This window comes from Mariniflexile sp., from assembly GCF_052728615.1.
Map to the genome: position 1 here is coordinate 85,671 of NZ_JBFVFE010000004.1, position 22,115 is coordinate 107,785.

The 22,115-nt window shown below is 37.3% G+C and carries 17 protein-coding genes; 4 read left to right on the forward strand and 13 right to left on the reverse strand.

Features of this window, described 5'->3' with window-relative positions; genetic code table 11:
* Positions 1-191 precede the first annotated feature (191 nt).
* From ACU1LP_RS03180 to ACU1LP_RS03190, 3 genes are read right to left on the reverse strand one after another with little or no spacing between them, the layout of a single operon-like run.
* On the reverse strand, positions 192-1,082 hold the full coding sequence (locus tag ACU1LP_RS03180) for a transglutaminase family protein (protein WP_445732916.1): 891 nt from the start codon (positions 1,080-1,082) through the stop codon (positions 192-194).
* A 2-nt stretch (positions 1,083-1,084) separates the two neighbouring features.
* The gene (locus ACU1LP_RS03185) at positions 1,085-3,640 is read right to left on the reverse strand and encodes a circularly permuted type 2 ATP-grasp protein (RefSeq protein WP_445735538.1); all 2,556 of its coding nucleotides are present in this window, start codon (positions 3,638-3,640) and stop codon (positions 1,085-1,087) included.
* Between the two features lie 12 nt (positions 3,641-3,652).
* Positions 3,653-6,985 carry a transglutaminase family protein gene (locus tag ACU1LP_RS03190; RefSeq protein ID WP_445735539.1) on the reverse strand — a complete coding sequence of 1,111 codons (3,333 nt, stop codon included), beginning with the start codon at positions 6,983-6,985 and terminating at the stop codon, positions 3,653-3,655.
* 319 nt (positions 6,986-7,304) lie between these two features.
* Between ACU1LP_RS03190 and ACU1LP_RS03195 the strand changes: the two genes are divergently transcribed.
* On the forward strand, positions 7,305-8,201 hold the full coding sequence (locus ACU1LP_RS03195) for an SMP-30/gluconolactonase/LRE family protein (RefSeq protein ID WP_445733865.1): 897 nt from the start codon (positions 7,305-7,307) through the stop codon (positions 8,199-8,201).
* On the opposite strand, the gene ACU1LP_RS03200 is transcribed toward ACU1LP_RS03195, so the two are convergent.
* From ACU1LP_RS03200 to dnaA, 4 genes are read right to left on the reverse strand one after another with little or no spacing between them, the layout of a single operon-like run.
* On the reverse strand, positions 8,198-8,917 hold the full coding sequence (locus ACU1LP_RS03200) for an SAM-dependent methyltransferase (protein ID WP_445733866.1): 720 nt from the start codon (positions 8,915-8,917) through the stop codon (positions 8,198-8,200). The two genes, ACU1LP_RS03195 and ACU1LP_RS03200, sit on opposite strands and share 4 nt — an antisense overlap.
* Positions 8,918-8,921: 4 nt before the next feature.
* Complete coding sequence (locus ACU1LP_RS03205) at positions 8,922-10,337, reverse strand: PQQ-dependent sugar dehydrogenase (protein ID WP_445735540.1); 1,416 nt, start codon at positions 10,335-10,337, stop codon at positions 8,922-8,924.
* Between the two features lie 54 nt (positions 10,338-10,391).
* Entirely contained in the window at positions 10,392-10,847 is a 456-nt protein-coding gene (locus ACU1LP_RS03210) for a low molecular weight protein-tyrosine-phosphatase (RefSeq protein WP_445735541.1), read from the reverse strand.
* 10 nt (positions 10,848-10,857) lie between these two features.
* Positions 10,858-12,285 (reverse strand): chromosomal replication initiator protein DnaA, encoded by a 1,428-nt coding sequence (gene dnaA, locus ACU1LP_RS03215; protein ID WP_445735542.1) that lies wholly within the window; start codon positions 12,283-12,285, stop codon positions 10,858-10,860.
* A 189-nt stretch (positions 12,286-12,474) separates the two neighbouring features.
* Between dnaA and ACU1LP_RS03220 the strand changes: the two genes are divergently transcribed.
* Positions 12,475-12,873 carry an acyl-CoA thioesterase gene (locus ACU1LP_RS03220; RefSeq protein ID WP_445735543.1) on the forward strand — a complete coding sequence of 133 codons (399 nt, stop codon included), beginning with the start codon at positions 12,475-12,477 and terminating at the stop codon, positions 12,871-12,873.
* Position 12,874: 1 nt separating this feature from the next.
* Here ACU1LP_RS03220 and ACU1LP_RS03225 read toward each other — a convergent pair whose 3' ends face one another.
* The 4 genes from ACU1LP_RS03225 to ACU1LP_RS03240 are packed head-to-tail and all read right to left on the reverse strand — an operon-like array spanning position 12,875 to position 15,556.
* Positions 12,875-13,483: an IMPACT family protein gene (locus ACU1LP_RS03225; protein WP_445735544.1), complete on the reverse strand. Its 609-nt coding sequence runs from the start codon at positions 13,481-13,483 to the stop codon at positions 12,875-12,877.
* Positions 13,484-13,488: 5 nt separating this feature from the next.
* Positions 13,489-14,100 (reverse strand): HAD family hydrolase, encoded by a 612-nt coding sequence (locus ACU1LP_RS03230; protein ID WP_445735545.1) that lies wholly within the window; start codon positions 14,098-14,100, stop codon positions 13,489-13,491.
* A complete protein-coding gene (gene ribD, locus ACU1LP_RS03235; RefSeq protein ID WP_445735546.1) occupies positions 14,093-15,097 on the reverse strand; it encodes a bifunctional diaminohydroxyphosphoribosylaminopyrimidine deaminase/5-amino-6-(5-phosphoribosylamino)uracil reductase RibD in 1,005 nt (334 codons plus the stop codon). Before ribD ends, ACU1LP_RS03230 begins: the two co-directional genes overlap by 8 nt.
* A 6-nt stretch (positions 15,098-15,103) precedes the next feature.
* Positions 15,104-15,556 carry an LEA type 2 family protein gene (locus tag ACU1LP_RS03240; RefSeq protein ID WP_445735547.1) on the reverse strand — a complete coding sequence of 151 codons (453 nt, stop codon included), beginning with the start codon at positions 15,554-15,556 and terminating at the stop codon, positions 15,104-15,106.
* A 67-nt stretch (positions 15,557-15,623) separates the two neighbouring features.
* Between ACU1LP_RS03240 and ACU1LP_RS03245 the strand changes: the two genes are divergently transcribed.
* The gene (locus ACU1LP_RS03245) at positions 15,624-16,115 is read left to right on the forward strand and encodes a GNAT family N-acetyltransferase (protein WP_445735548.1); all 492 of its coding nucleotides are present in this window, start codon (positions 15,624-15,626) and stop codon (positions 16,113-16,115) included.
* 170 nt (positions 16,116-16,285) lie between these two features.
* Here ACU1LP_RS03245 and ACU1LP_RS03250 read toward each other — a convergent pair whose 3' ends face one another.
* Positions 16,286-17,476 carry a pyridoxal phosphate-dependent aminotransferase gene (locus ACU1LP_RS03250; RefSeq protein ID WP_445735549.1) on the reverse strand — a complete coding sequence of 397 codons (1,191 nt, stop codon included), beginning with the start codon at positions 17,474-17,476 and terminating at the stop codon, positions 16,286-16,288.
* An 843-nt stretch (positions 17,477-18,319) separates the two neighbouring features.
* Positions 18,320-18,745, reverse strand: coding sequence for a DUF1573 domain-containing protein (locus ACU1LP_RS03255; RefSeq protein ID WP_445735550.1), 426 nt, complete (start codon positions 18,743-18,745; stop codon positions 18,320-18,322).
* A gap of 392 nt (positions 18,746-19,137) precedes the next feature.
* On the opposite strand from ACU1LP_RS03255, the gene ACU1LP_RS03260 reads away from it, so the two are divergent.
* Positions 19,138-21,831, forward strand: coding sequence for a valine--tRNA ligase (locus ACU1LP_RS03260; protein WP_445735551.1), 2,694 nt, complete (start codon positions 19,138-19,140; stop codon positions 21,829-21,831).
* The last annotated feature ends 284 nt before the right edge of the window (positions 21,832-22,115 follow it).

Here is a 22,115-nt window from a genome sequence, read left to right on the forward strand (position 1 = left end):
AATAAGTTAAATGAGTTCAGAACCAAAGGGAGTAACACTGGTAATAGAAAAGCAGGATTTAAGTTCAGAAGATTAAATATTTCATAAAGAAAAGCAAGCCTAAAAACAAGAAATCCATTGAAAGCCTAAAAGCCACATCAGAAAAATAACGCTTGCCAATGGAGCCTATACAACAAACAAAACAAGCTTCCCTAAACCGCTGGCCTGATATCCACAGCCACCTTCATCTTGTTTTTACCCGTACTGTAAATCACACCTTTTAAAGGGGGCACATCGTAGTAATCGCGTCCCCAAGACACGGTAATATGCTGGTTTTTTGGTATTTGATTGTTCGTTGGGTCAAAATCTACCCAACCAAATGTTGGGATGTAAACAGAAAACCATGCATGCGATGCATCGGTACCAACCAATTTTACTTTTCCGGGAGGAGGCAAAGTTTCAATATAGCCGCTGATGTATCTGGCGGGCAACCCAACAGCACGAACACAGGCAATCGCTATTTGTGCAAAATCCTGACACACGCCTTTTTTCTCTTTCATCACTTCATGAATGGGAGTAGCGACCGTACTAAACTCGGGGTCAAATTCAAAATCGGTGTAAATACGTTGCATCAATTCATAAGCTGCCTCAAAAATGGGTCTGTTTGGTTTAAACGATACTTCGGCATACGCTTTTATTTCTGGGGTTATAAGGGCAACTAAAATAGAATCCAAGATAAACTGGCGTACCCCTACAATTTCTGGGTCAATGGATTTTAATGCGATTCGGGCTTGTTCTAAAGTAATGGTTTTCCCCGTTTCCGATTTTTCAATATCGGGTTGTAAATTGTAATCCCTAAGCACTTTGCTTTTGGCCGTCACTTTCAATTCGGTATGGTGCTTTTGGATGGAAAATCGCGTTATGGTATTCCCAAAAAAGTCGGTGCGCTCGGAGATTTCAGATGGTGTGGGACTAATTTCCAATGTATAATCCAACAGGGTTTGCCCCAACATTGATTTGGGCTTTATGGTAGCTATATTATGGCAAAACGTAACGCCATTTTCGTAGTTATAGCTTGTGGTATGCGACAGTTGAAATTCCATGATTATTGCGGAAAGTTTTGATTGACCAATTGTGTTTGTTGGTAAGCATGATTGAAATACGTATCGGAAATTGCCATAGAGGTTTCATGAAGCAAATCACTTAACTCTGCAAGTACATCATCTAATCTTTGTCTCACAACACCGTCTTCATCCAATTCTAAAAGCGATTCCGAATTCAAACTTCGGATTCTAAAATTGGCTTCAGATATAAAAATTTGACATTCCGTAGCTTTTCCTGTAACCTCAGAATGCGGCAGTCGGTCAATATCCTTTTGTACCCTTCTTAGTTGGTAGCAAAGTGATTTCGGAAAATCCTTATCCAATAAAACCAAATTGATCACGTTTTCAATATTCAGATACGAACGGTAACTGTATCTGTAAATATTAAGGCTTTCATGGCTGGTTAGCAACGATTCTAAAATTTCATATTGCGTTTGCTCGTTATAATTAATGGCTAAAAGCGATCGGCATTTGGCGATGTTCATCATGGCTTGTTCGGTTTGCAACCCAATAAAATATAAGAGCAAGCCTTGTTCTACTAAAATACTTTCTTCAATAAGTCCCATAAACGCAATAAGGCGCGTAATGATGCGATCCAGTAATTTTGTTAACGTAGAAATGGTGTAGTTTTTATCTTCTTGAAATTTTTCCCATAATTTTTGAATCGTGTCAAAAACACGCCACATGTCTTTGGACCATAAATTCCTTAATGAATAATAAGAGTTATTAAAGCTAGACATGGTTTGGGCAAAACTTCCCACACGATCCCTATCAACAATCAATGAGATGATTTCCTTTAAAGGATTTTTTAAAAGATCTTCACTTCCTTCCCCAACAAACCCGGGAAAGGTAGAAGTAATATTGGTAAGCGATTGAAATAGAATCTCTAAACTTTCAGAATCGGATTTCCGTTCGTTATATTGAACATTACCCATTCTGTTGAGTACAGTGCGAATAAATCGGGCGGTTACCAAGGCTCTGCCCAAATATCTTCCAGACCAAAATAGGTTTTCAGCCGTATTACTGGGTAAATCGTTGATGTTGGCAATGGCTGTTTTACTTGAATTGTTCCAAGCATAGTTTTGAATGTTGGTCTGTTGTTCGTCCGTAACAATCCAAAAATCCTTACTCACGCCACCACGTTGGTTAGAGACAAATAAATTTTCGCGTTCCGCAGCAACCCGAACCAAACCACCGGGCATCACTTTATAGCTGTCTTTTTTAGCAATGGCAAAGGTTCGGCACATCACTTTGCGTGGTTCTAACGTATCCTTTACAAAATCGGGGGCTGTGGAAAATGATATTTTTTCTTGCGCAACAAAACTATAGGGGCTGGATTGAATTTCTTTTTTTAACTTTTCAATTTGGGTGGCATTTAAAAATTCGCAGAAAAAAATGCTTTCCCTATTGGAACGGTCTATACGCTTGACCACTAAACTGGACAGATTATCCAATACATGGTTTCTTTCCTTTTCCTGTCCGCACCACCAAGAAGCGATTTGTGGTAAAATCAAGTCATCCTTAAAAAAGTATTTACAAATAGCATTCATAAAAGGAATCAATCCCGAATTTTCCAGCACCCCACTACCAATGGGGTTTACAATGGTAACGTTTTGTTGCCTTACCACATCGAGTAAACCGGCAACGCCTAAATAGGAGTCTTCGCGCAGTTCCAAGGGATCCATAAACACATCATCCACACGTCTTAAAATAACATCCACTTGCTTCAATTCTTTTAAGGATTTCATCCAAAGCTTACCATTACGGACTACCAAATCGTTTCCGTTTACCAGCGGATAACCCAAAAACGAGGACATATAAGCATGCTCAAAATAAGTTTCGTTTAATGGCCCCGGTGTGAGTATGACAATGGTTGGGTTTTCCTTATTTTGTGGAGCTGCCTCAATAAGCATTTGGTTAAAATCGTAAAAGAAACCAGAAGGTTGTTTTACGTTGATGTCCTTAAAAATACTAGGAAGGATTCGGCTTGTTGAATACCTGTTTTCCAAAGCATAGCCCATACCGGACGGGGCTTGCGTTCTATCGTTAACCACCCACATTCTGCCATCGGGACCACGTGCTAAATCGGCTGAATGGATCAATAAATTTTTTGCAGTTTTATACTGAATTTGGTCACATTGTCTTAAAAAACCACGATGCGCATAAATAACCTCTGGTGGAATGATGCCATTTTTTATCAGTTCGCGCTTGCCATAAATATCCTTTAAAATAAGGTTTAATAATTCGGCACGTTGTTTTATTCCTTTTTCAACAGTGTCCCATTCTTTTTGATGAATTATGAAGGGTACAATATTTAATTCCCAAGCGCGGTGCATCCCTTTCGGGTCGTTGTAAACATTATAAGTCACCCCGTTTTCGTCCATCAACCAATCCATCTCATTTTGCTTTGAGATTAAGGTTTCGGTGCCCATTTGTGTAAGATTATTTAAAACCTTTTCCCAATTAGGGTTAATGGACATATTGGATTTTAGAACTTCATCATAATTCTTAAAATCGGAAAAATAATTTTTAAATAGAATATTCTTATCAAGCAGCATGTATGGTCTCAATTATTTTTTTCTTAAATCTAAGGTATAAGGAAATTCGAAATTAATTGGTAATTCTTTATAAGTAAATTTTTTGGAGCTTTCCAATTTCTGAACATTTTTGACTGATTTGTTATCGTTTTGCGCTATTTTTTCAACATCAGTAACTTCACCTTGTGTATGGCCCTGTTCCCAAAAACGATTGATTCTTCTGGACTCCGCTTCATAACTATTAACAGGATACGTTTCATAAGAGCGTCCACCAGGATGCGCCACAAAGTACGTGCAACCACCAATGGAACGTTTGTTCCAAGTATCAATAATATCAAAAACCAAAGGCGTATCAACACCAATGGTTGGATGTAAGGAGGAGTGCGGATTCCAAGCTTTATAACGGATTCCGGCAACATATTCGCCCTTAACACCCGTATTGTTCAATTGAACTTTAACACCATTGCACGTTAAAACATAGCGTTCATCAACAAAATTGTTCAGTTTCACTTGAACACGTTCCAAAGAAGAATCAACATATCTGGCAGTACCGCCACCGGCCATTTCTTCCCCTAAAACATTCCAAGGTTCAATGGCAGCACGTAACTCCAAATGCATATTGTTAATGGTTACCATGCCATGTAACGGGAATCTGAACTCGAAAAACGGATTGAACCAGTCTTCCTTAAATTTGTAGCCCGCTTTATTTAATTGCTCCACAATGTCTTTAATATCTTCCCGAACATAGTGTTCAATCAAAAATTTATCATGTAGTTCGGTGCCCCAACGCACTAAATTATGCTCATACGGTTTATTCCAAAACCAAGCGACCAAGGTTCTAACCAACAAGTTTTGCATTAAGCTCATTTGTGGATGCGGTGGCATATCAAAAGCGCGCAATTCCAGAATCCCTAACCGTCCAGAAGAGGAATCAGGGGAATATAATTTATCTATACAGAATTCCGCACGGTGAGTGTTTCCTGTTAAATCGGTAAGTAAATGACGAAATAAACGGTCGGTTAACCAAAAAGGCACTTCGCCATCTTCAGGAATTTGGCTGAATGCAATTTCAAGTTCATATAAATTTTCCATGCGAGCCTCATCTATTCGAGGTGCTTGACTGGTAGCCCCGATAAAAGCGCCAGAAAATAAATAGGAAAGCCCAGGATGGTGTTGCCAAAACGTCAATAAACTCCGCAATAAACTCGGTTGGCGCAGCAACGGACTATCAGCTGGCGAACTGCCTCCTAAAGTCACGTGGTTTCCGCCGCCAGTACCGGTGTGTTTTCCATCGAGCATGAACTTTTCGGTGCCTAAACGCGATTCCTTGGCTAATTTGTATAAGTTTAAGGTATTGTGTGTGAGTTCTTCCCAGTTTTTAGCAGGATGCACATTCACTTCAATAACCCCCGGATCTGGAGTTACTTTTAAAGATTCCAGTCGAGGATCTTTAGGAGGGTCGTAACCCTCTAAAATAACAGGAATATTCAATTCGATGGCAGTAGCTTCTATGGATGCCACTAAATCCAAAAATATCTCGGCAGAATCCAATGGCGGTAAAAACAAGTATAATTTTCCATCCCTAATTTCTGCACATAATGCGGTTCTAATAAAATAGTTGAATGGGTTTTCAGTAATACCACGCTCATTTATTTCTTCCACACGCTTGGCAACTTTATTTTTAAAGCTAGGAAGTTTTTTCTTTTTTGAAAAATTATCGGGTTCAAACTTTGGGAATTCTTCGTGTTCCGGTTTTTTAATTAGGGAATCCAACGGCAATCGTAATCCTATAGGGGAATTTCCGGGAATTAAGAACAAATGGTTTCTTCTAAAATTCCAATCGCTGGTGTACCATCTATCTTGTGAGTTGTTTAAAGGCAAAACGTACCCAATAGCCTTGGATTTTCCATCGTTAAGAATTTCCTTTAATTTATTTTTGACCAACAATGCGCCATCCTCTTTGGTGGGATCGACATCAATGGGCAATTTTCCTTCTTCCCACATAAAATAAAAAGCATCCTCGTAGGTAGGGATAATGTATTTATTGGTAACACCTAAATACTTGGTCAATGTTTCCAAGAATTTTTTATCGGTATTTTCGGGTATGATGGGATTATTTGAAAATAAAGACAAAAGTTCCTTGTTGCGCCAAATAGGTTTACCGTCTTTTCGCCAGCAAATTTCAATAGACCAGCGGGGTAGCGGTTCCCCAGGATACCATTTGCCTTGTGCTTGGTGCAATACGCCACCTGCACCAAATTCATCATACAATTTAGCCGATAGGTTTTTAGCCAATTCCCGTTTATGTGGGCCATCAGCATCTGTATTCCATTCGGGTGACTCCATGTCATCAATGGAAACAAAGGTGGGTTCACCACCCATAGTCAATCTTACATCGCCTTTTTGCAGTTGTTTCTCAACTTTAAATCCGAGTTTGTAAATAGCGTCCCATTGCTCTTCGGTGTACGGTTTTGTAACCCGTGGCGATTCAAAGATGCGCTTTACGGAATTTTCAAAAAAGAATTCCGTTTCACAAACATCGCTCATTCCCGAAACAGGGGCAGCACTTTCAAAAGAGGGCGTACAAGCCAAAGGAATATGTCCTTCGCCCGCCAATAAACCAGAAGTCGCATCAAAACCTATCCAACCAGCACCGGGTAAATACACTTCCGCCCATGCATGTAAATCGGTAAAATCTTCTTCAGGACCCGACGGACCGTCCAATGATTTTTCATCAGATTTTAATTGCACTAAATAACCCGAAACAAAACGCGCACCAAACCCTAAATGGCGCAAAACCTGAACAAATAACCACGCATAATCCCTGCAAGAGCCATTTTTTTGTTCCAGCGTTTCATCACAGCTTTGCACACCAGGTTCCATACGGATGTTGTAATTTAAATACTCATATATTTTTCTGTTGATATCAATTAAAAAATAAATGGTTTTTCTCGGCGTATAATCAATGGTTTTGATAAAATCCTGTAATAATTTCCCATTATCCGTAATTTCCAAATAGGGCAGAAGCTCTTTTTTGGTCGTTTCTTCATATGTGAAAGGATATTCCTCGGCGTATTCCTCAACAAAAAAATCAAAAGGATTGATGGTTTTTAAGTCGGCAATAATTTCAACATCAATAGATAGTTCTGTGGTTTTTTCAGGAAAAATCAAACGCGCCAAATAGTTCCCAAAAGGATCCTGTTGCCAGTTGAAAAACTGGTTTTCAGGTTTGATTTTTATCGAATAGGCTTCAATGGGCGTTCTGCTATGTGGTGCAGGGCGCAATCTGAAAATATGTGGGGAAAGCGAAACAGGACGATCGTATTTATATAATGTTTTATGTGAAATTACAATTTTTAAAGCCATTTAAATGCGGGTTTTAACAGGATGCAAATTACGTGTTTTTAATTGGAATGGATATGCTTATTATAAACTCTAATTTATAAATAACTGACGACCAATTATTAAAAATTTAAGAGGGACCAAGAATTTTATAAAAAAATTAAAATAACAATTTTAAATTAGGGTTATCACATATTTAGTAGTTGAAAAATCAAATATTGGTAATAGTGTTTTTGTTAAAACATCCATTCATTATTCAAAAAACTATTGGAAATCTATAATAGCATTTTAATATACATCTTTTATGTGTATTTTTAAACTTTTAATTTGAAATTATATTTCCATGAAAATCCAAAACACGGTCTATTTTCTATTAGTTATCCTATTTTCCATGCCATCCATATATAGTCAAAATACCATTGATATAGTTAAAAAAAATGCCCAAGTTGAAATGGCAGGAACTGGTTTTCTTTTTACTGAAGGACCCGCTGTGGCAAATGACGGACGTGTTTATTTTACCGACCAGCCCAATGATAAGATTCATGTTTGGGATGAAAAAAAGGGTATTTCCCTTTATTTGGAAGAAACTAAACGGTCCAACGGGATGTATTTCAATAAAAAAGGGCAGTTGTTCGCTTGTGCCGATGAAAATAACCAACTCGTTTACTTTGATGAAAACAAAAAAATAAACGTTGTTTTTCAAGACTTTGAAGGGAAACATTTGAATGCCCCTAACGATTTATGGATTGCCCCAAATGGAACCATTTATTTTACCGATCCTTATTATCACCGAACTTGGTGGCATGATGACCATAAAGAGGTCCAAGACGTACAAGGGGTTTATTTATTAAGTCCGTTAGGTAAAGTAACACGGGTCATTTCCGATTTTGTAAAACCTAATGGTATTATTGGGACACCAGATGGAAAGACCTTATATGTCGCCGATATTGGGGACAATAAAATATGGAAATACACTATTCAAGACGATGGGACTTTAGCAAATAAAACCTTTTTCGCGCCCCATGGTAGTGACGGTATGACTATCGATACTAAAGGAAATGTATATCTTACTTCAGGAAAAGTTTGGGTTTATAATGCTAAAGGCGCATTGATCAAAGAAATAGAAGTTCCTGAAAAACCCTCAAATGTTTGTTTTGGTGGTAAAAAAAGAAATGTGCTTTTTATTACAGCTCGAACCTCAGTTTACACATTGAAAATGAAGGTAAAAGGGGTTAATTAAATATTTTTATGAATAATGAATATAGTAGGTCTTTTATGAAGGTCTACACTATTTTTTTTCCACACGTGGGCAGCTTGTGTTTTTATAAATTCTGTTGGTAAAGTGATATCGCAAGCAACACAAATTTGTGTATTTAGGTCTAAAACAGAGCTTAAATCTTCAAGCATTTTATTGTTTCTATAAGGGGTTTCAATAAATATTTGCGATTGGTTATGTTCAAAAGAGAGGCGTTCCAAACGTTTCAGTTCGGCTTTTCGCTCGTCTTTGTCTATGGGTAAATACCCATTGAATGCAAAACTTTGACCATTCATGCCCGAACCCATCAACGCCATTAAAATAGATGAAGGCCCCACCAAAGGCACGACCTTGATGTTTTTTTGATGGGCTATTTTAACAATATCCGCACCTGGATCGGCCACTCCGGGGCATCCCGCTTCAGATAAGAGTCCTACATTGGTTCCTTTTAAACAAGGCTCTAAAAAACTGGGTAAATCACTGGGCTCCGTAAATTTGTTTAAATGGAACATTTTTAATGAAGGTTGCGATTTTTCGGGTGAAATCCGTTTTATAAAATGGCGTGCTGTTTTATCGTTTTCAACAATAAAAGTATCTGTACCGTCTATGATTTGTTTTACCGTAATAGGCAACACTTCTAAAGGTTCGTTGTCGCCTAATGTGGTTGGGATAAGGTATAATTTACCGAATGGGATCTTCATTTAATTAATTAACAATAAGTTTTTTTACAGCTTTTAAGTTGCTATTAAGATTTATTTCCAGAAGATACAAACCGCTTCTAAAACCCTGAGTTGAAATAGTCATGGTTTCCTGATTGGGTTTTAAAATATCTTGAATTTTTTGACCTTGAATATTATACACGGAAATAGATTCTACTTCATTAAACCTTACTCCTAAATATATAGCTACATGCTCCTTTGAAGGGTTTGGGTATAGTTTGAAACTAAAAACCTCATTTGTGTCCACACTTAAATTGGCGTCCACAATTTTATAGACCGTAGATCCACCAGCAATATAAATTTCACCATTAACATCTTCTCCAAAAGTAGTCCAACCTTCAGTAATGTTTGGAGTTTGCAAAGCGAGCGACCAACCAGCTCCACTATCGGTTAAAACTCCAATGGTCTGCTTACAATAGTCTGCAAAAAAATACTTTCCTATAAAACCGCTATATGCAGAGCCTCTATACAAATATCCTCCTGTTATGGCGCCCGAACACCCATTTCCTACGTGCGCATATTCCGCCACGGGAGCAACCGTGTTATTGAAGTTTACTGAACTGCAGTTGCCTGTTGTATTGAAAATATGGTTATTGCCCTCAAAACAACGCCAGCCAAAGTTGTTAACAGCCCCGTTTGCAACACTTATTTTATTAATTTCTTCATAGTTGTCTTGACCAACATCGGCAATCCACAAATCGCCATTGGTTTTATCAAAGGAAAATTTCCAAGGATTTCTTAAGCCTATGGCATAGATTTCCGGACGTGGGTCGTTTGCACCATTGGCAGAACCTGAATAAGGATTTGTTGGGGGGATGCTATAATTGGCGCCGCTAACATCTATGCGCAAAATTTTTCCTAAAAGGGTAGTTGGGGCTTGTGCTCTGTCGCCTGGGTCCCCACCGCTACCACCATCACCCGAACCTATATACAATAAACCGTCTTGCCCGAAAGCTAGTTTCCCTCCATTATGGTTACTAAAAGGTTGTTGGTATGTAAGCAATATTGTTCCAGAGGTATTCGCTGCATCTTGGTTAGCACTAACGGTATATCTGGCAATAATGGTTTTGGGCTGTGTAGTACTCGAATTATCGGTATAATTTACATAAAATCTACCTGATGTTGAATAATCTGGTGCAAAGGCTAATCCTAACAAGCCGCGTTCACCACCAGAGCCAACTAGAGCGCTAATATCTAAAAAGGGTGTTGGGTTGATAGTGCCATTGTTGTTGACTATTTTAATAACACCAGTTTTTTCGACAACAAAAAGTCTATTGTCACCTGCATTGACAATCTCTACCGGCTGGGAAAAACCAGTTGCGAAATTTTGAATTTCAATGGTTTGCGAAAAAAATGAATAAGGAAAGCCTATAAAGATAATCGTAAAGAGTAGTAGTTTCATAGTGCAGCTTTTTATGTAAAGTTAATAAACAAGCAGCTATTTTTTGATAAAAAATTAAGGGTTTAACTTTTTGGAAATAGCATCACATGCCTCATCCAACATGTTATAAACATTTTCAAAGCCATCGTTTCCACCATAATATGGGTCGGGAACATTCTGATTTTGATCGGGATAAATTTCATTTAAAATGAAGTTCACTTTAGCTTTATCCTCTTCGTTTCTTGCTAGGGTAATGATATTTCTATAGTTTGATTCATCCATGGCATAAATAACATCGAAGGCATCAAAATCGGACACGCTAAATTGGCGTCCTTTTAAATTTGAAATATCTAAACCATGTTTTTTAGCTACGGCTATGGAACGGCTATCGGGTTTTTTACCAATATGATAATCACCAGTACCTGCGGAATCCACAAAAAAAGCAGCACTTGATAATTTCGATTTTAAAATACCCTCTGCCAATGGTGAGCGACAAATATTGCCTAGACATACCATCAGAATTTTAGTCATTTTAATGAATTTAAACGGAGAGTTTTTTGGTGATATCTTCTACGTATTTTTTAAATTGCTTATCGGTAGAAGATAAATTATCTACCGTTTTGCAAGCGTGCAATACGGTGGCGTGGTCGCGTTTTCCTATTTGGGAACCAATGCTAGCTAAAGAAGCCTTCGTGAATTTTTTAGCAAAAAACATGGCCAATTGGCGTGCTTGGACTATATGGCGTTTTCTGGTTTTTGATTGTAAGGTGTCAACATCCATTTGGAAATAGTCAGAGACTATTTTTTGGATGTAATCAATGGAAACTTCGCGTTTTGTGTTTTTAACGAATTTTTCAACGATGATTCTGGCTAAATCAAGGGTAATTTCTTTTTTGTTGAAAGACGACTGTGCAATGAGTGAAATAATAGCACCTTCCAATTCCCTAACGTTCGATTTAATATGTTTGGCGACATACTCAACAATATCATTGGGCATTTCAACACCGTCACGATACAATTTGTTTTTCAAAATTGAAACACGCGTTTCAAAATCCGGTGTTTGCAATTCAGCAGAAAGTCCCCATTTAAAACGAGATAATAAGCGTTGCTCAATATCCTGCATATCAACGGGTGCTTTATCACTGGTTAAAATAACTTGTTTGCCATTTTGGTGCAAATGGTTGAATATGTGGAAGAATACATCCTGCGTTCCCGTTTTTCCGGAAAGGAATTGTACATCGTCAATAATCAGCACATCTATAATTTGATAAAAATGGATAAAGTCATTTCTATTGTTCTTCTTAACAGAGTCAATATATTGTTGGGTAAATTTTTCGGCCGAAATATATAAGACTGTTTTTTCTGGGTATTTATCTTTAATGTCAACACCAATGGCATGCGCTAAATGGGTTTTGCCCAAACCAACACCCCCAAAAATCAGTAATGGATTGAACGAGGTGCCTCCTGGTTTTGCTGCAACCGCTAAACCGGCACTACGTGCCAAACGGTTGGAATCGCCTTCTAAGAAGTTTTCAAAACTATAATTAGGGTTCAGTTGCGATTCAATCTTTACATTTCTAATGCCGGGAATGACGAACGGATTGCGTAATTCCGGACTTTTATTGTTTAGAGGAACGTCCACTTCCTGGGATTTCATGGCAGTTCTGTTAGAACTCGGGATTTTCTCGGTAAACGGTTGTTTGTTGCCATACGTGTTTTCCATTTTAATAATGTAAACAAGTTTGGCGCTCTCTCCTAGCTCTTTTGTAAGTGATACTTTCAGAATTTTCACGTAGTGTTCTTCAAGCCATTCGTAAAAGAATTTACTTGGTACTTGAATGCTCAATGCGTTATCGGTAAGTTTAACGGCAAGTATGGGCTCAAACCACGTTTTATATGCTTGCGGCTGAATATTATCCTTTATAAATTCAAGACAGTTATTCCATACCGATTGCGCAGTTATACCCATTTTTTTAATTCTAGCGGTTTTGTTAGTTAGCTTTGTGAAAGAAAATCAGATTCTCTTACTCCCCCTTTTTGTTTGGCAAATATGTGAACAAATTTCTTAAAAAAAAAATCATTTTCTATTGATTTTTAAGAAAAAAATGCCCATGTTTAACACATTGCCGAAGCTACAAAAAATTATTTAATTAACCTTATGAAAATCGACGAAATACAAATAAGAGTGAGATATGGGGAAACCGACCAAATGGGCGTGGTGTATCACGGAAATTACCCGTTATATCTTGAAATGGGGCGTATCGAGTGGTTACGGAAACTGGGGATTTCTTATAAAACCATGGAAGAGAATGGCATCATGCTTCCAGTAATTTCCTTGAGTATAAACTATAAAAAATCAGCGGTTTATGACGATGTAATTAATGTAAAAACGCAACTAAAAAATATGCCCACAGCCAAGATTGAATTCAACTATGAAATTACCAACGAAAAAGGGGAATTGTTAACCGTTGCAAGTACCACTTTGGTGTTTATTGATATGAAAACAAATCGGCCGGTGAAGGCGCCCCAATATATTTTGGACCTTATTAAGAAGTAGTCTAAATTTCTTTGATGTCGATTTCAAATAGATGATTAAAAATTTCAAAAACGGCATCTGCCTCTTTTTTCCGGACCGAAATGGTTATTTCACAATCCAGTTCCAGTTTTTGATTGGTAATATTTAGGTTTTTCTCCTTAATGATCCGCATGGCGGTGTTCATGTTTTTATAATCGAAAACGATAAGAAAGTCTTTGTTGATGGTTTTCTTTATGATTTTTGATGCTTCCAACGTTAATTGTGCGGTGGTTTTATAAGCACTTATCAAGCCGCCAACACCCAATTTAACACCGCCAAAATAGCGAACCACCACGATTAAAATATTGGTAACTTGAAACGACTGTATTTGACCGTAAATGGGCAAACCCGCAGAGTTGTTCGGTTCGCCATCATCATTAGCGCGGTAGCTAATAGTTTCGGTTCCTAGTTGGTAAGCATAACACCAATGTCGTGCGGCATGATGTTCTTTTTTTAAGGTTTCTAAGTGAAATTTTACATCATCTTCATTCAATACAGGATAGGCAAAACCAAAAAATTTGCTATTTTTTTCTTTGAATATAATGCCTTCCGTGGCAACTTCAATGGTTTTGTATGTGTCTTCTTCCGTCAAATAAATTAAAATAACCCAGATTTGATTTTGAAAAGATTGGAAACATCTTCTGTTTCAGGATAGATATGCCATGTTTCAATGCCCAATTGTGCAGCGGTTTTGCAATTATCTTTATTGTCGTCAATAAAAAGACATTCGTTGGCAACCAGATTATTTTCTTTTAAAACAAAGTCGAATATATCCCGATTTGGTTTTCTTAAATTGATTTCGTGCGATAAATAAAATTCATCAAAACAGTTTTTAAACTCGTCATAAAATGCAATGTGCTGTTTTACCCAATCTATATGAAGTTCGTTGGTATTGCTTAAAAGTATGAGTTTGTATTTTGATGTGGCTTTTAACTGTTTTAAAAAGTCCAACCGATGTTCAGGGAAATCTTTCAGCATGACATTCCAGATAGTTTTCAGTTCTTCTTCAGGAATATCGGGGAAATTTTCAGTATAGAATTCAATAAATTCTTCCGTTGAAATCAAGCCCTGTTCATAAAAACTGTTAAACGCCACCATTTCTTCCGAAAGGGCATCCATTTTAAATGCGTTGAAAGTGTGTTGAATGGCACCTTCAATATCTAAATTGATAAATACATTGCCAAAGTCGAATATTATGGTTTTAATCATTTTTGTATATTTTTAGAATGTCGCTTAAAATGTTTTTTTCGGAAATCAATGTCCCTGAAAATTCGGGTGCTTTCACGCCCTTTTTAAATGAGGAATTTCCTGTAAACACGCGGGCTTGGTCCCAAATATTTTCATCAATAAAAGTTTGTAAAGTTTTTGCGCCTCCTTCAACTATAACTGAATTGATGTTGTTTTTAAAAAGGACATCACATATTTGTTGGGCTACATTTTTAGAAAAATCTATGTCATTTTCAGAAACAATGATAGTTTTGGCTTCTTCATTAAAAATAGTATAATCCGTAGAAAGTCCAGCTTTTCTATCCATAGCTATTCGAATAGGGTTTTCCCCAGTCCAATCCCTTACCGTTAAACTGGGGTTGTCTTGTAAAACCGTATGGGTGCCCACTAAAATAGCTTGCTCTTCGGCACGCCATTTATGTACCAATTGTCTGGAATATGCATTGGTTATCCAAACGGGTTTTTGTTCGTTTTTAGTTTCAGGTGCGATAAAACCATCAGTGGTTTCAGCCCATTTTAATATAATATAAGGGCGCTTTTTGTTATGGAACGTAAAAAAACGTTTGTGGTGTGCTTTACATTCATTTTCTAAAACGCCTACGGTTACATTGCAACCGGCACTTTTCAGTTTGTCAATACCTTTTCCTGCCACTTGCGGGTTGTCATCAATACAACCAATAACCACATTTGGTATTTGGTGTTTAATTATTAAGTCGCTGCAAGGTGGGGTTTTTCCAAAATGGGAGCAAGGTTCCAAAGTCACATATAGAGTGGATCCTTTTAAAAGCGTTTTGTCCTTTACCGAATTAACGGCATTTACTTCGGCATGGTTGCCACCATAGGCACTGGTGTATCCTTCGCCAATAATTTGGTTTTTGTAAACAATAACACTGCCCACCATGGGATTAGGTCTGGTATTTCCTAAACCGTTTTTAGCAATTTCCAAACAACGTTTTATATATGTTTCGTGAACTGTCAACCCGTATTATTTTATTTTCACATCTTCAGTTTCATCCACAGCATAAATGTGTGAAAACCCTAAAATCTTATAGTTTATGTCTCCTTTGTACTGCACTTTCAATTTTTTGGTCAAAAAGGTTCCTATTAAACCACTCAAATTATTATCATTAAAAACACTGTCGGTGGGTACCTGGGCTTTTAACGGAATGGAAAATTCTTTTTTAGCGGGCACATTGAAACTTTCGACTGAAACTTTAGCCATTTCCCGATCGTTTATATACACTTTTATGTCATCGGTTTGCAATTTACCTCTAATAATATTCGGGTTTATAAACAAGGCATCGGCAGTGAATGTGATGTACGCTGAAGTGGATTCCAGTACTTTTATGTTTTCAACACCAACAAATTCCGGCTTTTCAATTACCGAGCAATTTAAAAAAGCAAATAATATTGTTGATAAGATTATAATGCGTTTCATTTCTGTTTTTTTTAGATTTAATGTATCTTCATCCCGATAAACATGGACACAAAATTAACATTTTAAAGTGAGTAAAGATAGGATAGTGATTCGGAAAATTGAACCCAACGATAATGCGCCCTTAGAACAGGTCATCAGGGCGTGTTTCCATGAATTTAAAATTCCTTTGGAAGGTACGGCCTATGCAGATAAGGAAACGCCACAGATGTATGAATCCTATCAAAACGATAATGAGGTGTATTTTGTAATTGATGCCGATGGTGACATTTTAGGTGGAGGAGGCGTTAAGCCTTTAAGGCATTTTGAAGCGGATGTTTGCGAGATACAGAAAATGTATTTTTCGCCTAAAGTTAGAGGCAAGGGTTATGGCAAACTGCTTTTTAAAAAATGCTTGGATGCTGCAAAAGAGCTAGGTTACAAGCAATGCTATTTAGAGTCGGCACCACAACTTAAAGCGGCTGTCCATATTTATGAAAGTTTCGGTTTTAAGCATTTAGAGGGTGCTTTAGGAAACACCGGGCATTATTCGTGCGGTGTTTGGATGATAAAAGATTTATGAATAACGATTAACGAATGTAATTCTAAGTCGTTTCTCGGGAATGATTTTTCCCTTCGAGTTGTTTTTTCAGCTTGTGCATAACTACAATCTATCACGATAACAATCCATATTGCAGTAATCGGACAGCCTTAAAAATAAATAAAAATTTACAGTTATTTTATTTAAAAAAACTAGTCTTTATAAACTTTAAGGGCTTCTTTTAAAATATGGACCGCTTTAACCAAGCTTTCTTTATTGAGCACATACGCAATGCGAATTTGGTTTAAACCCAAACCGGGCGTGGAATAAAACCCGCCGGCAGGAGCAACCATAACCGTTTCGCCATTTACCTCAAAATCTTCTAAAAGCCATTGCGCAAAATGGTCGGTGTTTTTTATGGGCAATTCTACAATACAATAAAATGCCCCTTTTGGTTTTGCCACTTTAATGCCTTCAATTTTTTGCAGTTCATGTATCAACGTATTGCGTCGTTCAGCATACTCCGCAATCACATCGTCAAAATAACTTTGTGGCGTATCTAAAGCTGCTTCGCTCGCAATTTGTGCGTATGTGGGCGGACTTAAACGTGCTTGCGCAAACTTTAATACCGTTTTCATAACGGTTTTGTTTTTGGATACTAAACACCCCACCCGTGCACCACACATGCTGTAGCGTTTTGATACAGAATCAATTATAACCGCATGTTCGTCAATGCCATCAACCTGCATAATGGAATAATGGGTGTTTCCGTCGTACACAAATTCACGATAGACTTCATCGGCAATTAAAAACAAATCATGCTTGATGGCTATCGCCGCTAATTTTTTTATTTCAGCCTTAGAATATAAATAACCAGTGGGGTTTCCAGGGTTGCATATTAATATCGCCTTGGTTCTTGGAGTAATCAATTGTTCAAAAGCTTCAACAGAAGGTAAACCAAAATTGTTATCCATGGTACATACAGCAGGCACCACCGTAACCCCATTAGCTGTGGAAAAAGCGATGTAATTAGCGTAAAAAGGTTCGGAAATGATAACTTCATCACATGGGTCCATAATGCTGCTAAATAAAAAAAGCAGTGCTTCACTGGCACCAGTGGTTACAACAATATCTTTATAAGAAACCTTAATATCAAACCTATTATAATATGCCGCCAGTTTTTGTCTGTAGATATCAGAACCTTCCGATCTGGAATAAGACAGTATTTCCAAATCATTGTTTTTTACGGCATTTAAGGCCACTTCAGGTGTCTTTATGTCCGGTTGCCCAATGTTTAGATAGTAAATATATTTTCCGTCCTCAGCGGCTTTTTCAGCATAAGGAACTAATTTTCGAATAGGAGATTCAGGCATTGATAGCCCTTTTCTGGATATAGTTGGCATTATTAAAAATTATTAGGCGCAAAGTTGAGAAAATTATCTTAAAGTTTTAAAAAAAACATCACTAAGTACAGGACAAAAATTATAATAGTGTCTTCCAGAACGTTCCCGATAATTATTGGGACGAAAGGTTGTTTATATTGAAAAAAACAAGAAAAGGTCTGGGCAAACATATCAAAATCAAATCATTCATTTCTATCTTTGCGAACCTTTGTGTGTCTCAGTGTTACAGCTATTATGCGAAGTTGCTCAAAGTTTACACGAAATTACACCTAAAGATTTATTATTTGTAACCATTTTATTTTTAGATATACTTTATTTATTTGCCTTGAAGAAAAGGTTTCGTTCCGATAATTATCCTATCGTATGGGCACATGTTTATGGATCGTCCACCCTTGCATTGCGGCTTTGAAATGTTTCAGTCCTACCCATAGGGTTGTTATTATCCTTGGGTGTCTTTTGTTTTCATATCCTTTCCAACCACCCAGTCTAGCTATCGCCCAAACCTATCTTTTTAGATCTTTTTTCTTATAGAGTCTTTTCTGATTTGGGTTGTAGATAACCAAAAGACACTTATAATTTTACCATACTGTAAAGTGAAGTTCAGTTACTATAAAAGTGGCAAATAACCGGCGCATGTCGGTACTAGGTTTTTTAAAAGAGCAAGATAAGGGCATTGTAAATAAAAGATCCTTTACAATACAAGATGATGATGCTTTTTATGGAACTGGAATTGTTTTAGATAAAAAAACCTAAGCGGTAAGCCTAGGTTTTTTGTTTAAAACATATTGAACTCATTTAAACTTTTTCAATTGGCCAAAAAGTTTAAACGAGTTGATTGTTTTTTTATTTTTGGACCATACTTTTTTCTTTCTTTTCAAGAACATTGGTACTGTTGGAGTCTATAACCTCTCCTTTAATTTTCAAAGCTACGGTTGGCGTATCGGCATTAGAAATAACGGTAATTGTTTTTCTAATTGGGCTTACTCTATTAGTATCGTATTTCACTTCAATCTGGCCCGTTTTTCCTGGTAAAATTGGGCCATCTGGTTTTTTAGGAATGGTGCACCCGCAGGTAGAAGTCACATTTGAAATTATCAGTGGGGCATCACCGGTGTTGGTGAATTCAAAAATACGCACACCATTGGAGCCTTTTTCAATCGTTCCATAGTCTATTGTATCCGATTTAAAATCGATTTTAGCTATTTTGTCTTGTGCATTTATGGATAAACTTATTAATCCAATAAATAAAATTGTAATTGTTTTCTTCATTTTTTTATTGATTTATTTTTTATTGACCTGGTTTTTGTTAACTTATATTTGCCTTTTTCAGCAATTGATAACGACCACAATTCGGTCATCATGATATGCCAAACATACTTATTTTTTCTGCAAAACGCAAAAATAATAGATGAAACGCATATTTATTAACACATAGATCTTTTTCAAAAGTACCTATTGATTTTCAGTATTGTGTTTAAAAATTGTTAAATTACTCTTAAGCATTTGTGTTATAGTTCAATCCGTTTGTTTTTATATTCTTATGTACCCTATTCAATTCGCATGGACCATCTTTTTAAATTGACATTTTAAGCCATGCCCATTTCACATAAAAAGAAATATAAGTACTTTAGCCCTTTATTATTCAAAAACTATTCCAAAGTATGCACATGCCGTCAAAATATGATGCCAACCAAGTAGAACGTAAATGGTACAACTACTGGATGAAACACAATTACTTTCATTCAGAGCCCGATGAAAGAGAGCCATATACCATTGTGATTCCGCCGCCAAACGTTACGGGCATACTTCATATGGGGCACATGTTGAACAATACCATTCAAGATGTATTGATACGTCGTGCCCGTTTACAAGGTAAAAATGCGTGTTGGGTACCTGGAACCGACCATGCTTCCATTGCTACCGAGGCCAAAGTAGTTGCGAAGCTTAAGCAGCAGGGCATAGACAAAAATAATTTAAACCGTGAGGAATTTTTAAAGCATGCTTGGGATTGGACGCACGAATATGGTGGTGTTATTTTAGAGCAACTTAAAAAACTGGGCTGTTCGTGTGATTGGGATCGGACGAAATTCACCATGGATGACGACATGAGTGAAGCCGTGATAAAAGTATTTGTCGATTTATTCAACAAAGGCCTGATATACCGCGGTTACCGTATGGTAAATTGGGATCCAGAAGCAAAAACCACACTTTCTGATGAAGAAGTGATTTATGAAGAACGCCAAGGAAATTTGTATTACTTGAAGTATAAGGTCCTCCCCCCAGCCCCCTCCGAAGGAGGGGGAGAAACTAACGGTTCCCTCTACTTTGGAGAGGGTCGGGGTGAGGATTTAATCATTGCCACCACTCGCCCGGAAACCATTTTTGGCGACACCGCTATTTGCATCAACCCGACCGATGAACGTTTTGCACATTTAAAAGGTAAAAAGGCGATGGTGCCCATTTGCAATCGCGTTATCCCTATTATTGAAGACGATTATGTGGATGTAGAATTTGGTACAGGCTGTTTAAAAGTAACGCCTGCCCACGATGAAAATGATAAGAATTTAGGCGATAAACACAACCTTGAGGTTATTGATATTTTTAATGAGGACGCCAGTTTAAACAGTTTCGGGTTGCATTATCAGGGCAAAGACCGATTTGTTGTTAGAAAGGAAATTATAAAAGAACTTGAAGATAAAGGTGTTTTGGTTAAAACCGAAAGCCATATCAATAAAGTAGGAACTTCCGAAAGAACCAAAGCCGTTATCGAACCTCGATTAAGTGATCAATGGTTTTTAAAAATGGAAGATTTAGTGAAGCCTGCCATTAAAGCGGTATTGGGCGAAGATTCTGAAATCAAATTATTCCCAAAAAAGTTTGAAAACACCTACCGCCATTGGATGGAAAACATTCGCGATTGGAATATTTCGCGCCAGTTGTTATGGGGGCAACAAATTCCAGCGTACTATTATGGTGATGGCAAAGAGGATTTTGTAGTTGCGGAAACAGAAGAGGATGCTTTAAAACTGGCTAAACAAAAAACCAACAACCAACAATTAACAATTAACGACTTGCGTCAAGATACCGATGCGTTAGACACTTGGTTCAGTTCATGGTTATGGCCTATGAGTGTATTTGATGGCATAAGAAAACCTGAAAACGCCGATATAAAATATTACTACCCAACCAACGATTTGGTTACAGGCCCCGATATTTTATTCTTTTGGGTGGCACGAATGATTATTGCAGGTTACGAGTATAAAGGTAAAAAACCTTTTAATAATGTGTATTTAACGGGATTGGTTCGCGATAAGCAACGCCGAAAAATGAGTAAATCTTTAGGAAACTCGCCCGATGCCTTAAAACTGATTGAGGAATACAGTGCCGACGGGGTTCGCGTTGGCTTGCTTTTAAGTAGCGCCGCAGGCAATGATTTGATGTTTGATGAGGCACTGTGCCAACAAGGAAAAGGCTTTGGAAACAAAATATGGAATGCCTACCGTTTGGTTGATGGTTGGGGAATTAATGCTGCTATTCCGCAACCAAACTCCAGTAAAATAGCTATTGAATGGTACGAATCGAAGTTCCAAAAAGCGTTAGTGGAGATTGAAGACCATTTTAGTAAATACCGTTTAAGCGATGCTTTAATGGCAATTTATAAATTAATTTACGATGATTTTTGTGGCTGGTTATTGGAAATGGTAAAACCTGCCTACCAACAACCTATGGATGCTGTTACCTATAAATCGGTTATTGCCATTTTTGAAGAAAACTTAAAAATTGTGCATCCGTTTATGCCGTTTTTAACCGAGGATATTTGGCATTACATTGCTGAAAGAACTCCAGAAGAAGCATTGATTATTTCTAAATGGCCAGTACCAAAATCTGTAAATGAAACGTTGATCAATGAATTTGAATTTGCTTCGGAAGTTATTTCTGGTATTAGAAACATTCGGAAAGAAAAGAACATCGCTTTTAAAGATGCTGTTGGGTTTTCGGTGATTAATAATGAAAAATCCGGCACCACGTTTGATGACATTATTATTAAGTTAGGTAATCTTGAACGTATCCATTATGTGAACGAAGCGGTTGAAGGCGCTTTGACTTTTAGGGTAAAATCGAATGAGTATTTTATTCCAATGGAAGGAAGCATTGATATTGATGCTGAAATTAAAAAACTGACCGAAGAATTAAACTATACAGAAGGCTTTTTAAAATCGGTGCAAAAGAAACTTTCAAACGAGCGTTTTGTGGCTGGTGCCCCCGAACAGGTTATTACCAACGAACGTAATAAGGAAGCGGATGCTTTGGCTAAAATTGAAACGTTAAAAGCGAGTTTAGCGAGTTTGAATTAAGGTTTTTTGAAGATTGGCTTTCTGTATTTATTATCAAGTTAAAGGTTAAAACCCTGCTCCCGATAGCTATCGGGATTCATTGCAGTTACTTTAGTTACTATAAATGTTTTAGCCACGTCCCGATGGCTACCGGGAACACAAATAATTATGTGTTTTTCCCCTATACTTTATCGGCTATTTCACGAAGCAGACTTTCAGTCTGCCAATATAAAACTATGGATTTCCCCTTGGCTAGCGCTCGTTTGCAACGAGTGCTGTGCCAGTTGTCTCGTCCTAAACAAATG